16 protein-coding genes and 1 tRNA gene are annotated in these 12,371 nt (G+C 68.5%); 10 read left to right on the top strand and 7 right to left on the bottom strand.

Going from position 1 to position 12,371, the window contains the following annotated elements; genetic code table 11:
• The first annotated feature begins 90 nt into the window (after positions 1-90).
• Entirely contained in the window at positions 91-1,122 is a 1,032-nt protein-coding gene (locus tag V8686_RS01155; RefSeq protein WP_379702046.1) for an NAD(P)/FAD-dependent oxidoreductase, read from the top strand.
• Here V8686_RS01155 and V8686_RS01160 read toward each other — a convergent pair.
• Positions 1,119-2,300 carry an MFS transporter gene (locus V8686_RS01160; protein WP_379702047.1) on the bottom strand — a complete coding sequence of 394 codons (1,182 nt, stop codon included), beginning with the start codon at positions 2,298-2,300 and terminating at the stop codon, positions 1,119-1,121. The genes V8686_RS01155 and V8686_RS01160 overlap by 4 nt on opposite strands.
• A 176-nt stretch (positions 2,301-2,476) precedes the next feature.
• Here V8686_RS01160 and V8686_RS01165 point away from each other — a divergent pair, with 176 nt between their 5' ends.
• From V8686_RS01165 to V8686_RS01180, 4 genes are all read left to right on the top strand, one after another.
• On the top strand, positions 2,477-3,949 hold the full coding sequence (locus V8686_RS01165; protein ID WP_379702049.1) for a molybdopterin-dependent oxidoreductase: 1,473 nt from the start codon (positions 2,477-2,479) through the stop codon (positions 3,947-3,949).
• A gap of 134 nt (positions 3,950-4,083) precedes the next feature.
• Positions 4,084-4,356, top strand: coding sequence for an ArsR/SmtB family transcription factor (locus V8686_RS01170; protein ID WP_379702050.1), 273 nt, complete (start codon positions 4,084-4,086; stop codon positions 4,354-4,356).
• Between the two features lies 1 nt (position 4,357).
• Positions 4,358-4,657 (top strand): hypothetical protein, encoded by a 300-nt coding sequence (locus tag V8686_RS01175; RefSeq protein WP_379702052.1) that lies wholly within the window; start codon positions 4,358-4,360, stop codon positions 4,655-4,657.
• A 30-nt stretch (positions 4,658-4,687) separates the two neighbouring features.
• Positions 4,688-4,858: a hypothetical protein gene (locus V8686_RS01180; protein WP_379702054.1), complete on the top strand. Its 171-nt coding sequence runs from the start codon at positions 4,688-4,690 to the stop codon at positions 4,856-4,858.
• A 343-nt stretch (positions 4,859-5,201) separates the two neighbouring features.
• On the opposite strand, the gene V8686_RS01185 is transcribed toward V8686_RS01180, so the two are convergent.
• On the bottom strand, positions 5,202-5,369 hold the full coding sequence (locus tag V8686_RS01185; RefSeq protein ID WP_379702056.1) for a hypothetical protein: 168 nt from the start codon (positions 5,367-5,369) through the stop codon (positions 5,202-5,204).
• Positions 5,370-5,464: 95 nt separating this feature from the next.
• Between V8686_RS01185 and V8686_RS01190 the strand changes: the two genes are divergently transcribed.
• On the top strand, positions 5,465-5,755 hold the full coding sequence (locus V8686_RS01190; protein ID WP_379702058.1) for a hypothetical protein: 291 nt from the start codon (positions 5,465-5,467) through the stop codon (positions 5,753-5,755).
• 522 nt (positions 5,756-6,277) lie between these two features.
• On the opposite strand, the gene V8686_RS01195 is transcribed toward V8686_RS01190, so the two are convergent.
• The gene (locus tag V8686_RS01195) at positions 6,278-6,721 is read right to left on the bottom strand and encodes a CopD family protein (protein WP_379702059.1); all 444 of its coding nucleotides are present in this window, start codon (positions 6,719-6,721) and stop codon (positions 6,278-6,280) included.
• 263 nt (positions 6,722-6,984) lie between these two features.
• On the opposite strand from V8686_RS01195, the gene V8686_RS01200 reads away from it, so the two are divergent.
• Positions 6,985-7,069 (top strand) — tRNA-Ser (locus V8686_RS01200).
• Here the strand turns inward: V8686_RS01200 and V8686_RS01205 are convergent.
• Positions 7,051-7,575 carry an OsmC family protein gene (locus tag V8686_RS01205; RefSeq protein ID WP_379702061.1) on the bottom strand — a complete coding sequence of 175 codons (525 nt, stop codon included), beginning with the start codon at positions 7,573-7,575 and terminating at the stop codon, positions 7,051-7,053. The genes V8686_RS01200 and V8686_RS01205 overlap by 19 nt on opposite strands.
• A gap of 292 nt (positions 7,576-7,867) precedes the next feature.
• On the opposite strand from V8686_RS01205, the gene V8686_RS01210 reads away from it, so the two are divergent.
• Positions 7,868-8,854 carry an LLM class flavin-dependent oxidoreductase gene (locus tag V8686_RS01210; protein ID WP_379702063.1) on the top strand — a complete coding sequence of 329 codons (987 nt, stop codon included), beginning with the start codon at positions 7,868-7,870 and terminating at the stop codon, positions 8,852-8,854.
• Positions 8,855-8,949: 95 nt separating this feature from the next.
• Here the strand turns inward: V8686_RS01210 and V8686_RS01215 are convergent, their stop codons facing one another.
• On the bottom strand, positions 8,950-9,408 hold the full coding sequence (locus V8686_RS01215) for an NOB1 family endonuclease (protein WP_379702065.1): 459 nt from the start codon (positions 9,406-9,408) through the stop codon (positions 8,950-8,952).
• On the bottom strand, positions 9,409-9,654 hold the full coding sequence (locus tag V8686_RS01220; RefSeq protein WP_251329278.1) for a PRC-barrel domain-containing protein: 246 nt from the start codon (positions 9,652-9,654) through the stop codon (positions 9,409-9,411). It lies immediately after the preceding gene.
• Positions 9,655-9,798: 144 nt separating this feature from the next.
• Here V8686_RS01220 and infB point away from each other — a divergent pair, with 144 nt between their 5' ends.
• Positions 9,799-11,601, top strand: coding sequence for a translation initiation factor IF-2 (infB, locus tag V8686_RS01225; RefSeq protein WP_379702066.1), 1,803 nt, complete (start codon positions 9,799-9,801; stop codon positions 11,599-11,601).
• A gap of 132 nt (positions 11,602-11,733) precedes the next feature.
• Entirely contained in the window at positions 11,734-11,973 is a 240-nt protein-coding gene (locus V8686_RS01230; protein ID WP_379702068.1) for a hypothetical protein, read from the top strand.
• Here V8686_RS01230 and V8686_RS01235 read toward each other — a convergent pair.
• On the bottom strand, positions 11,954-12,337 hold the full coding sequence (locus V8686_RS01235; protein WP_379702070.1) for a DUF5811 family protein: 384 nt from the start codon (positions 12,335-12,337) through the stop codon (positions 11,954-11,956). The genes V8686_RS01230 and V8686_RS01235 overlap by 20 nt on opposite strands.
• Between the last annotated feature and the right edge of the window lie 34 nt (positions 12,338-12,371).

The following is a 12,371-nucleotide window of genomic DNA, read 5'->3' on the forward strand; positions in this document are numbered from 1 at the left end:
CGTGCCCGGGGCGGACAGACTCCCGAATCCGGCGTGGGCGGACGACTGCTTTGGTCCGTGGAGTTTTGCCGCTCCGCCCGTAGTGGGGGTATGACCGATATCGGCATCGTGGGCGCGGGGGCGGCCGCCGCCGCGGCGACGTATCTCGTCGACGGCGCGGTCCCAGACGCCTCGATCACCGTTCTTGAGAAGTCGGGTGGTCTCTGTGGCCGCGCGGCGACCCGTCGCCGCGACGACGTGACCTACGACTACGGCGCCAACTACCTCAAGGACGACGACGACCGGGTGGTCGACCTCGTCTCGGCGTTCGACGACGGCCTCGTCGAGGTTGCGGGCGACATCTACGCCTTCGACCGCACCGGCTCCGTGAGCGAGGGCCGGGACGCCGACGAGCGGAAGTGGACCTACCGGACAGGGCTGACGCGTCTGGCCAAACACCTCTTCGGCGCTACCGACGCGACGGTCCACCGGCGCACCCGGGTCGAAGGAATCGCGCGGGCGGGCGACGCGTGGACGGTGACCGACGCCGCGGGCGAGCGGTGGGGTCCCTTCGACGTCCTCCTGCTCAACCCGCCGGCACCGCAGACGGCGGCACTTCTGGAGACGGCCGACTGGGAGAGCGAGGCTCGTGCCGACCTGCTCTCGGCCACCCGCGACGTGGACTACCGGTCCGTCTGGACCGCCGTGCTGGGCTACCCCTTCGAACTCGACAGGCCGTACTACGCGCTGGTGAACACCGACAAAGGGCACCCAGTCGGCTGGGTGGCCCGCGAGGAGTGCAAGCCCGGCCACGTCCCCGACGGCGAGTCGGTGCTGGTGGTGCAGGCGAACCACGAGTGGTCGGTGGAGCGCTACGACGCCGACCCGGCCGAGAACGTCGCGGAGCTGGCCGGACACGCGGCGTCGCTGCTCGACGACGGCCGACTGAGCGACCCCACCTGGACCGACCACCAGGGTTGGCGGTACGCGCTCCCGGAATCGGGCCTCCGGCGCGGCGCCCGTACCGCCGCGGAGGACGCCGGCCTCTACGTCCTCGGCGACTGGGTCGAGGGCGAGGCCCGCCTGCACGCCGCCGTCCGGAACGGGTTAGACACCGGCGAACGGGTCGTGTACGCGCTCTAACGCCCCCCGGCCACCCACCCCTGCTCCACCCGCAGGAAGGCCGGGAGCGTCACCGCCGCGAGCGCGATTTCCAGGCCACCGACTACCAGGAAGGCCGTCCGGTAGCCGTAGGTGTCGGCGACCAGACCGCCGGCGACGATGCCGACGAGGAAGCCAACGCTTCCGGCGATGTTGAACCCGGCCATGGCGACGCCGCGCTCGCTCGGGTCCGCGAGGTCCGTCACCAGCGCCAGCGTCGCCGGCACCATGAGCGCACCGAGGACGCCGACCAGCACCATCCCGGCCTGTGCGGTCCGGAGGCTCGCCACCGCGCCGACGAGGACCACCGCCCCGCCGTACAGCGCCGACCCCGCGACGATGGGTGCGGTTCGGCCGATCCGATCCGAGACGACCCCGAAGGGGTACTGCAACAGGGCGAAGGGGGCGAAAAACAGCGCGAGCGTCAGTCCCGTGGCCGCCGGGCTCAGGTCGAAGACGGTGCGGAAGTAGAGCGTCCCGACGAGGGAGAAGAAGCCGGCGGTCAGTCGATCCGCGAAGCCGAAGGCGTAGGGGAGCGCGAGCCGTGGCGTCCGGCGAAGCCCCGCGAACGGCGACGTCCGCTCACGGGCTGCGGGTGCCCGGTCCACCACGAACGGGACACAGAGGGCAACCAGGAGGAACACCCCACTGGCCACGTACAGCGGGACGAACGGTCCGACCCCGTAGAGGACGCCGCCGAGGGGCGCGCCGGTGGCCGTGCCGAGGCCGATGGCGATGCCCGTCGCCCCCATGTTCCGGCCGTGCGAACCCTCCAGATCCATGAGCATGGTCATGGCCAGGGAGAAGGCACCGACGGTCGCCGCCCCCTGAAACGCCCGGAGCGCGAGCACGGCGGGAAAGGAGAGTCCCAGACGGCCGGGCAGGACGGCGAGAAGGAGGTAGCCGGCGGCGCCGAGGAGGGCCCCCGCGGCGACGAACGGCACTCGGCGGCCGGCGGCGTCGCTCGCCAGTCCCCAAGGGACGGCGAAGACGACGAAGGCACCGAACTCGGCAGCGAGAAACCACATGCTCGCGTCGAGATCAGTCTCGGCCCCGAGCGCCCCAACCAGCGCGTCGATACCGGGGTAGAGGAGCACCTGTGCCAGCAGGGTGGCGTAGACGACGCCGGCGAGCGCGAAGCGACTGCGGGTCCGGGACACTCTCGTCGGTACGCGGCGGGCCATCGTCTACTGTCTTTCGGGGCGGGAGTCGAAACGAACTCTAGACGGAGTTCGGGTGGACCTTGCAAAACGAATTACGCCGTTGCCCGCCTCCACCGCCGTATGCACGGACCCGCACGGCTCGTCCCCCCGCGAATCGCCCGGGTGACGTCGCGATGATCCCGACCACGTGGCGGCGGCCCCTCTTCGCCGCCGTCGTCGCGTTCGCGGGCGGTATCGCGGCCGTCGCCGGCTCGTACGCCGTCGTCGGCGGCTCGTCGACGTTCGTCGCGGCGACCATCGCGAACCTGACGGTTACGCTCGCGCCGGGTCCTCTCGTCACGTTCGCCATCACCGTTCTCGGCGATCCGGGGCGCGACCTGGCCTACGGCGGCGGCCTCGTGGCCACGGCGGCCCTTCTGGGCGTCGTGTTCGCCGGCGCCCGGGTCGCCGCGGCGCGGGGAGATCGACCGCTGATCGCGCCCGTCCTCGTCGCTCTCGCCGTCGGTGCCGTCGCCGCTGCGCTCTCCGGAGTGGCCGATTCGGCGGTCGGTGCGGCCGTCGGCGCGGCAGTGGTTTCGACCGTCGTGGACCTCGGCGCCGGCGCGACATCCGACGGGACCGACGGCGCGCGGCGGACGCTCCTCTCGGGTGTCGCCGCCCTCGCGGTGGGCGTTCTCGGCGTCGGCGGTCGGCGAGCGTTCGCGCCCGCCGAACCGGTCCCGACGGCGCCGGTTCCGGACGACGTGGCGGCCCTCCTCGCGGACGCCGAGGCGAAGTCGCTGGACGTCGAGGGGCTGGAACCCCTCGTCAGCGACCACTTCTACCGGGTGGACATCGCCAACGTCGACCCCGATCCGGCACGCGAGGACTGGTCGCTTCGGATCCACGGCGCAGTCGGCGAGGAGACGACCTACACCTTCGAGGACGTCGACGCGATGGAGCACGACCACCAGTTCGCCTCGCTTCGCTGCGTCGGCGAGACGCTCAACGGTCGGAAACTCGACACCGCGCTCTGGACCGGCGTGCCGCTGATGGACCTGCTCGACCCGGCCGACCTGCAGGGTAACTACGTGATGCTCCGCGCGGCCGACGGCTTCTACGAGGAGTTTCCGGTCGACGCGCTCGAAACCGGCTTCCTCGCGGTGGGGATGAACGGCCAACCGCTCCCTCGCGCTCACGGCGCGCCGGCACGGGCGCTCATCCCCGGTCACTGGGGAGAGATCAACGTCAAGTGGCTCACCGAAATCGAGATTCTGGACGAACCGGCCACGGGCTACTGGGAGGAACGCGGCTGGCACGGCACCGGTCCGGTGAACACGGTGGCGAAACTGTGGGCGACGAACCGCCGCGGCGACGGGCGCGTCGAGGTCGCCGGGCCGGCCTACGCCGGCACCCGCGGGATCGAGCGGGTCGAAGTGTCGACCGACGGCGGCGACACCTGGGCCGCGGCCGACCTCTCCGATCCGCTCCCCGACGAGGACGTGTGGCGCCAGTGGGTCTATCGCTACGAGCCGTCGGGACCCCACGAGGTGGTCGTCCGCGCCGTCGACGGCACCGGGACCCTCCAGCCCGGAGACGAGCGACGTGCCTTCCCCAGTGGTCCGAGCGGGTGGGTGTCCCGATCGATCGATCCCGAATCGCTGTGAGACGGCTCGTTGTCGGTCAGTACCGGGGGATCACCGTAGCGCGCGGGCGATCCACCCGGACACAGTCACGACGATTCGTACGAGTCGGGCGAACCGTTTTGCCCGTGCCTCCCTCTCACCACGTACGGCCCCCGATGGAGAAGGCACTCTGGTATCTGCTCGCCGGGACGCGCGGCGGGAAGAATCGCGCGCGGATCATCCGACTCCTCGACGAGCGTCCGCGCAACGCCAACCAGTTACACGAGGAACTCGGGATCGATTACAACTCCGTACGCCACCACCTCGATATGCTCGAAGATCACGGCGTGATCGAGAGCGGCGAGCAGGAGTACGGCCGGCTCTACTTCCTCACCGACCGATTCGACCGACACCGCGACCAGTTCGAGGAGATCACGGAGCACGTCTAACATGGCACTCATGACCCCGACCCTCACGATAGCGAGCGCCCTCTCCGGGCTGAACATCGTTCTACTGGCCGCGCTGGGGGCCGTCTGGTGGCGCAACTACCGCCAGTTCGGCACGCCGCTCACCCTCGGTCTCGTCGCCTTTGCCGTCGTCCTCGTCGTCGAGAACGTCGTCGCCATCGGATTCTTCTTCAGTTCGGGGATGCTGTACGCCGCCGATCCGACCGCACAGGTGGCCGTCCTCGCCATGCGTGCCCTGCAGTTCGTCGCGCTCGCTTTCCTCACCTACGTCACCATACGATAGCCTCACGGATCGTCACGCCGTCACGTCGGTATGGCCCGCGATGCCCTCCTCGACACCGAGACGAAGATCATCGTCCTGTTCATGTTCCTCGGCCTGACCGCGTGGTATCTGGTCCAGCAGGTCACGGCGAACGAACTGCTCGAACTCGCGGCTCTGATCGGCGTCGGCGTCGTCGTCCCGACGCTCGTCAACGAGTGGTGACGGCGGTCGACGAACTAACGTAGCCGTCGTACGTCGTTGCACGCTCGAGCGTACGCACTCCGGCGATCGGCGTGCACACGGTTCCGAACGCCGCCATCGCCGGTCGCGGGCGCCTCGTACCCTCGGTGCGTTCCGCCCCGCGGGCTCGACGACGGCCCCGCAGTTCGGACCTCACGGCCGGCCACCTCCGCCCAGCCCGCTGTGTTCGCGTACCATCCGTGAGTTGCTCACGCGAGGACGACGACACTCCGGACGCGTAGTTTCAGGAATCGAGAAGTCGAACGAGCCGCTTCGCGGAAGGTCTGCGGTGTGGCGAGGGCGGAGGAAGAACCCACCTGACTCGTCACTGCGTCGGTTCGACCGTCAGGTCGCTCGCGATCCAACCGTCGGTGTTTCCGGATTCCATGAAGACGGCGCGGCCAGGACAGCTCTCACAGACCGACACCGTCGGTCGGTCCGGCATCTCCGGCTTCCCGTCGTCGTCCGTTCCCGACCGCGTACCAGTGGGCATCGAGCGTCTTTAGGGACACCTAAAATAAAAAGGGTGCGGTTCGACGGATCGAACGGGACCACACCGCCTTAGTGTCCGCCCGTGGACGAGCGACCATGTATCGAGACGTTCTCGGATGGGTCGGCACACTCCTCGGCGTGACGATATTCGCACCGATCTTTCTGTACCTGATCACCGGCGCGGCGGTCGGATTCCTCGTCTCCTGTGCCGGCGGTCCGGCGGACACGATGGTCGTCGGTTCCACCGGTACCGGGAGTCTGGAACTCTCGTGTTCGGCCGTACGGACGCTGGTGAAGACGGCCGTCGCCGTCGGTGGCGGCGCCGCGGCCACGGTTGGCGTCGCCATCGTCGCCGTCGCGGACCTCGTCCGGAGTTCCTATCGGTAGTGCCGTGATGCTTTTCAGTTGGGAAGCCGTCACGTACGCCCGGGGTGATGGCAAGTGACCCTCGTACCGCACGTGCCAGCCGACGAACCGACTGGTGACCGTACACCACCGGACCTCGACGAAATCGTCGAACGAATCGTCTACGGCGACTCGCAACCGGCGCGTGGCTGACGGCCCCGGTCGACCCCCGTCCCGACCGCGGCCGTGAGCCGACGGGGTCGCCGCACCCCGCGACGACGTGACCACCACTCTCCCGGTGTCGCGCCGCTACGTCGGCGGCGACGACACCGGATGTACTTCCCAACAGTCAGGACACTCCGCGTACGGTCGTCGCCCGTCGCGGTCCACGATCCGTCCTCGGGGAATCCTCGTCCCGCAGTTTGGACATCTCGTCATAGGGGAATGGGGAGCGTGTGACGCGGTCCCCGAAGGGGACTGCTCGGACAAACGTGTTAGTTAATCGGTACTTACTGTTTTCAGGCACGACCTGAACGGCTGCACGGGCGTGGGAATCACCCGGTTTCAGAGCAAGACGCCGCCGATGGCGAGCAACGCGATGCCAGCCACTGCCGCTGCGGTGAGAAACGGTGTCGCTGCCCTGGCGGGATCCCGGACCTTCCGCTCGTTCAGGCCGTCGACGAGGCGCCCCGATCCCACTTCGATCAGGCCAGTCATCACGAACCACAGCACCACCATCGCGACGACGAGGTAGCCTCGCGTCGATCCGAGCAAGCTCTCGGCGGTGTACCGCGTCCCCGCGAGGTGGCCACCGGTCAGAAAGAGCGCGAGCGAGGCGACGCGCGACCCCGTGCGGAACCGGCCGATCAACCCACGCAGTGGCTCCGCATCCAGACTCCCGTTCCGTGCGGCGGGCAACAGTCCCCGTGCGATAAAGAGCACACTTCCGGCCCACAGCCCGGCGACCAACAGGTGTATCGCGTTCATCGCCGTGTCGATTGTCGCCATGTCCGCCGCTGGGATCCCCGCCGACTTGAATCCGCGGGATTCCCACGAGCCGCGAGCGACCGGAATTCGCTCGGCGGAGCGACGACGCTCCGCACGGAACCGACCCGTAGTCGGTTACAGCCGACGCGGCGCACCGTCGACGAAGCGAGCGGAACCGTGGCGAGTCGGGGACCGAACGGCGCGTGACGCAGTGAACTCGCCGCGATCGACCGCCGACGGTGAACCGAAACCGATTAAACGCCCGCTCTCCCACGTCCTGGTGAGCCGAGGTAGCCTAGCCCGGCCAAGGCGGTTGCTTCGAGAGCAACTGTCCGTCAGGACACGTGAGTTCAAATCTCACCCTCGGCGCTTTCTTCGAAGGTCCACTCCGTAGCAACGCTCGGCGCGTCCGCGAGCGTCCGATACACCACGCAGTACCGCTCGGTCGCGTCCCGAATCGAGGCCGCCGTCTCGGGGTCCAGATTCCCCGACAGCGTCACGTCGAGGCGGATGTCTTGGAAGCCGACCGGGACGTCGGCGACGCCCATCGTTCCCCGGAGATCCAAGTCGCCCTCGACGTCGACCGACACCGCGGCGTCCACGCCGAAGTTCTCGATCACCGCCTGGGCGGTCAACTGCGAGCAGGCGGCGAGTGCCCCAAGCAGCAGGTCGCCCGAACACGCCGCCGTCCCCGACCCACCCGCGCCTTCGTGGAGCTCCGCTTCGTAGACCGCTTCGCCGACTTCGACGCTACAGCTCGTCGCGTCCGCGGCTTCGTCGCCCGTCGCCGTCAGCGTGATCCGAGCAGCCTCGGGATCTGCCTCGTACGTCTCCTTCAGCGGTTTCTGTGCCTCGCGGAGGTCGTCGTTAGCCATACGGTGACGTGGGACACACGACGTCAAAAAGGGTTCCGGGTGTGGCACCGACCGGACACGGCCGCGCCCCCAGCCGGTGCGTTCGGGGCGTAATCGCCACCGCGGCCGGCGGTCGATCACCGGCTCAATCCGCGAACGGAACGTCAACGACGGGGGTCGGCCACGACGCCAGTGGGAGCGACGTCGACGAGTCGATCCGCTCGAATCCGGCCAAGGTGCGCTATCTCATGACGACCCGGATGCGCCTCCGTTCGGGGCGGGGATATATGCCGTCGCCGCTCCCAGCGGGGGTATGTCACGTGGAGTCGTGATCCCACGCGGTGGGGTGGCCGACGCACGCGAGTTCGCCGTCCGCTGTGAGAACTTGGGCTACGACGCCTGCTGGACCGGCGAACTCTGGGGGCGGGACGCGTTCGTGACGCTGACTGCCGCCGCCGCCGTCGTCGACGAACTCACCCTCGGTACCGCCATCGTCAACGTCTTCTCCCGGTCCGCGGCGACGCTCGCGGCCGCGGCGGCGTCGCTCGACGAGGTGGCGCCGGCGGGCGTCCGCCTCGGAATCGGGCCGAGTACGCCAAAGGCAATCGAGGACCTGCACGGCCGGCCCTACGACCGCCCGGTGCGTCGCCTCCACGAGACGGCCGAACTCGTCGCCGCCTTCACCGGAGACGAGGGTCGCGTCGAGTACGAGGGCGAAACCGTCGCAGTCGCCGACTTCCCGGCGCTCGATGCCGACGTCCCCGTCTACACCGCGGCGCTCGGGCCGGCCGCTCGCCGGGCCACCGGCCGCGTCGCCGACGGCTGGCTGCCACACAACGTCCCGTTTACGGAACTGGCCGACGCCTTCGGGACCGTCGCCGAGACGGCACGCGAGGCCGGGCGCGACCCCGACGAGGTCACCGTCGCGCCCTACGTCCCCGCGGCGGTGGACGACGACCCGGACGCCGCCCGCGCGGCCATCCGGGGCCATCTCGCGTACTACGTCGGGAGCGGCGAGGGGTATCGCCGGGCGGTCGCCACGGCGTTTCCCGACGCGAGCGAACGGATCGCCGAGGCGTGGCGGGCGGGCGACCGCGACGCCGCCCGCGGCGCGGTCACCGCGGAGATGGTCGACGCGCTTGGAGTGGCCGGGACGCCCGACCGCGCGCGGGAGCAGTTCCGGAACGTCGCCGGACTGGACGTCGTCGACCACCCTATCGTGGTCGTGCCGGACGGGGCCGACGAGACGACGACCGAGCGGACGGTCGCGGCGCTGGCGCCGCGGCGCGAATCCGAGTAGACGGGAGACGGTCCATACGGATCGCTGTGACTGTGTCCCGGTGCTTCGCGGACCCGTCTCGCCGAACCACCGAGACTGCCCGACAACAGACCGTATCAGGCCGGGTTCTTGCGCGAGAGATCGCTCCCACAGATCGGACAGCGGTCGCGGTGGTCGTCGAACTCGCGACCACAGCCCTGACACTGGAAGCGCCAGTTGCGCTGTTCCGAGATGCCATCACGGGCGATGACCTCGACGGCGACGCCGAGATGTTCCGCGACGTTCTGCATCGCGTAGTCGTCGGTGACGAGGGTGCCGTCGAGTTCGAAAGCGGCGGCGATCAGGCGCACGTCGGTCGCCGAGAGTTCCCCGGCGTCGCCCGTCTCGGCGGCTGCGCGCTCGATGGTTTCGACGGTGTTGTCCGCCGGGATGTGGATGTGCATCCCCGCGCCCTCCATCGCGTCGTAGCGGTAGGCGCTCTCGTCTTCGAGTTCCTCCTCGACGGCCGGAATCGAGGCCATCTGTTCGGAGGTGTGGTACTCGTGGATGAACGCAGAAGAGTCCAGAACGTGCATCTACCGGTCGATGACGATGTAATCTTTCACGGCCTGCACGCGGGAGACCGGGACGTGGAGCCGCCCCTGTTCGTCCTGCTGGAAGCGGGAGTCGCCGACCGGGAACTCGTCGTTCGGAGAGACGAGGAGATCGTTCAGGGCACCCGTCTTCAGGTTCATCGTGATGTTGTACAACATACCGAGTTCCGTCCCGTCGGAGCCCATCACGGACTTCCCCGAGAGGTTTTCGGCGAGTACGTCGGACATGGCTGTGCTATTCACGGGAACCACCTTAAACGCCACGGGGTCGTCCGTCGGGCGGCCGACGTGGCCGCACGGCGCCGGAATGTTGAAAGACTTAACTTCGGTCCACGGCTGTTCAGCGACAAGAACGTTCTGTCGGGGGATACTATGTCAGATTCGGACACACGCGACCGATCCGAGGCGCTTCGCACCCCCATCGTCGCCGTGCTCGGGCACGTCGACCACGGGAAGACCAGCTTGCTCGACAAGATTCGCGGCTCGGCGGTCAGCGAGGGCGAGGCCGGGGCGATCACGCAGCACATCGGAGCGACGGCCGTCCCGCTCGACACTATCTCCGGAATCGCCGGCAGCCTCGTCGATCCCGACGACTTCGACCTGCCCGGGCTGCTCTTCATCGACACGCCCGGCCACCACTCCTTCTCGACGCTCCGCTCGCGCGGTGGCGCACTCGCCGACATCGCCGTCCTCGTCGTCGACGTGAACGACGGCTTCCAGCCCCAGACCGAGGAGGCCATCGACATCCTCAAACGGACTGGGACGCCCTTCATCGTCGCGGCCAACAAGATCGACACGACGCCGGGCTGGAATCCACAGGAGGGCGAGCCGATCCAGGCCACCTACGAGGCCCAGAGCGACCGCGCACGCTCCCGCCTCGACGAGAATCTCTACGAGATCATCGGCCAACTGTCGGACTCGGGCTTCTCCGCGGACCTCTACTGGCGCGTGCAGGACTTCCAGGCCAACGTCGGCGTCGTCCCCGTCTCCGCCGTGACCGGGGAGGGCGTTCCCGACCTCCTGACCGTCCTGATGGGTCTCTCACAGCGGTATATGAAAGACCAGATGGCAATCGACGTGGAGGGCCCCGGCGCGGGCACGGTCCTCGAAGTCAAAGAGGAGAAAGGCTTCGGGACCACCCTCGACGTGGTGATGTACGACGGGACCGTCCGCGAGGGCGACGAAATCGTCGTCGGGGGGATGCAGGAACCCATCGTCACGGAGGTGCGGGCACTCCTCCAGCCGAAGCCGCTCGCGGAGATCAGAACCGAAAAACGGTTCGACCGGGTCGACTCGGTCGCCGCGGCGGCCGGGGTCAAAATCGCCGCGCCGGACCTGGCCGACGCCATGGCCGGTGCCCCCGTGCGGGTGATTCGCGACCGCGACCGCGAGGCCGTCATCGCGGACGTGGAGTCCGAACTCGCCGAGATTCAGGTCGACACGGAGGAGGAGGGCGTCGTCGTGAAAGCCGACACCCTCGGGAGTCTGGAGGCCATGGCCAACGCCCTCGTTGAGGCGGAGGTGCCCATCCTCCGGGCCGAAGTCGGCGACGTGGCCCCCCGCGACGTGGCCGTCGCCAGCACCGCCGCCGAGGCCGAACACCGGGTCATCCTCGGGTTCAACGTGGACGTGCTCACGAACGCCGAACGGGAACTGGAGGAGAGCGACGTGCGTCTGTTCCGGGACGACGTCATCTACCAGTTGGTCGAGGATTACGAGACGTTCGTCGAGGAACGCCAACGTGCCCAGCAGGAGACGGTCCTCGACAAAATCGTCCGGCCCGCCCGCTTCCAGATCCTCCCCGATCACGTCTTCCGCCAGAACAACCCCGCCGTCGTGGGCGTCGAGGTGCTCTCCGGCACCCTGAAGAACAACACCTACGTCGGTCGGTTCGACGGCAACGAGTTCGAGCGTCTCGGCCAGCTCAGCGGCATCCAGAAGAACGGCGAGGACGTCTCCGAGGCCCGGGCGGGCGAACGCGTCAGCGTCGCCATCGACGGCCCGACCGTCGGTCGGCAGATCGACGAGGGCGACGAACTCTGGGTCGACCTCCCCGAGAAACACGCGAAGATTCTCGAACAGGAACTCACCGACGAGATTCCCGCAGACGAACTCGAAGCGCTGCAGGGCTTCCTCGACAACCATCGGCGGCGGGACCCGTTCTGGGGGAAGTAGGCGACGTCGAGCGGTCGACAACCTACGCATATTATTCGCACCTCTTTTTTCGACGTTCCCTCGACTGATTCAGTACCCTCTGAGAAACAGTTTAGTCGGAGGCTGGACGAGTAACGAACGGGGTGAGTACCGATGAGCGTTCGAACGATCCGGAGCGACAGTACCGCCGCGACGACGACGCCGACGCGGTACGACCTGTTGCTGGTACTGCTTCCGCTTCCCCTGTTGCTGGGGGCGTTCGCGTCGGTACTGACGGGTGTACCGCTAGAACTGGGCGTCGGCGTCGGCAGCGTCCCGTCGGCAGTGGTGTTCGGCTACGCGATTACCGCCGCAGCGCCGACTCGGCCCGACCTCAGCGGGCGGTCGGCGTGATGCCGTCGCCGACGGCATCCATCACTTGGAGGGCGGCGCTCGCGGCCAGGCCGCGCGCCACCTCGTCCCGTTCGTCGGCACCGATCCCGGTCTCGAGGTCGTCCAGGTCGGGCGTGAATCCCGCGCTGACCGGGTGGCCGGCCGGGGGACGGACGGCGACGGTGGCCGTCGGTCCGTTCGACCCGTAGGACAGTTCCGATCCGACCGTGTAACTGTCGGGGAGGTACGAGCGGGTCTGCGAGACGATTCCCGCCACGGCTGACTGGAGGGACTGTCGTTGGTCCTGTGTGAGTTCGACGTCCGTCGACCGCTTTCCCGCGTCGACTACTCCGGGTGCGCCTCCGTACGGCGTGTTTCCATTCATCCGAGTCGGCGACGATACGCGGAGCCTGGGTAAA

The organism is Haloplanus litoreus (assembly GCF_045690335.1).
GTDB lineage: Archaea > Halobacteriota > Halobacteria > Halobacteriales > Haloferacaceae > Haloplanus > Haloplanus litoreus.

Bases quoted from the DNA above. Each gene is read 5' to 3' on its own strand.
- V8686_RS01175 (WP_379702052.1), top strand. From the start codon at position 4,358: ATGGCACTCATGACCCCGACCCTCACGATAGCGAGCGCCCTCTCCGGG.
- V8686_RS01205 (WP_379702061.1), bottom strand. From the start codon at position 7,575: ATGGCTAACGACGACCTCCGCGAGGCACAGAAACCGCTGAAGGAGACG.
- V8686_RS01195 (WP_379702059.1), bottom strand. From the start codon at position 6,721: ATGGCGACAATCGACACGGCGATGAACGCGATACACCTGTTGGTCGCC.
- V8686_RS01165 (WP_379702049.1), top strand. From the start codon at position 2,477: ATGATCCCGACCACGTGGCGGCGGCCCCTCTTCGCCGCCGTCGTCGCG.
- V8686_RS01185 (WP_379702056.1), bottom strand. From the start codon at position 5,369: ATGCCCACTGGTACGCGGTCGGGAACGGACGACGACGGGAAGCCGGAG.
- V8686_RS01230 (WP_379702068.1), top strand. From the start codon at position 11,734: ATGAGCGTTCGAACGATCCGGAGCGACAGTACCGCCGCGACGACGACG.
- V8686_RS01155 (WP_379702046.1), top strand. From the start codon at position 91: ATGACCGATATCGGCATCGTGGGCGCGGGGGCGGCCGCCGCCGCGGCG.
- V8686_RS01220 (WP_251329278.1), bottom strand. From the start codon at position 9,654: ATGTCCGACGTACTCGCCGAAAACCTCTCGGGGAAGTCCGTGATGGGC.
- V8686_RS01215 (WP_379702065.1), bottom strand. From the start codon at position 9,408: ATGCACGTTCTGGACTCTTCTGCGTTCATCCACGAGTACCACACCTCC.
- V8686_RS01170 (WP_379702050.1), top strand. From the start codon at position 4,084: ATGGAGAAGGCACTCTGGTATCTGCTCGCCGGGACGCGCGGCGGGAAG.
- infB (WP_379702066.1), top strand. From the start codon at position 9,799: ATGTCAGATTCGGACACACGCGACCGATCCGAGGCGCTTCGCACCCCC.
- V8686_RS01180 (WP_379702054.1), top strand. From the start codon at position 4,688: ATGGCCCGCGATGCCCTCCTCGACACCGAGACGAAGATCATCGTCCTG.
- V8686_RS01235 (WP_379702070.1), bottom strand. From the start codon at position 12,337: ATGAATGGAAACACGCCGTACGGAGGCGCACCCGGAGTAGTCGACGCG.
- V8686_RS01210 (WP_379702063.1), top strand. From the start codon at position 7,868: ATGTCACGTGGAGTCGTGATCCCACGCGGTGGGGTGGCCGACGCACGC.
- V8686_RS01190 (WP_379702058.1), top strand. From the start codon at position 5,465: ATGTATCGAGACGTTCTCGGATGGGTCGGCACACTCCTCGGCGTGACG.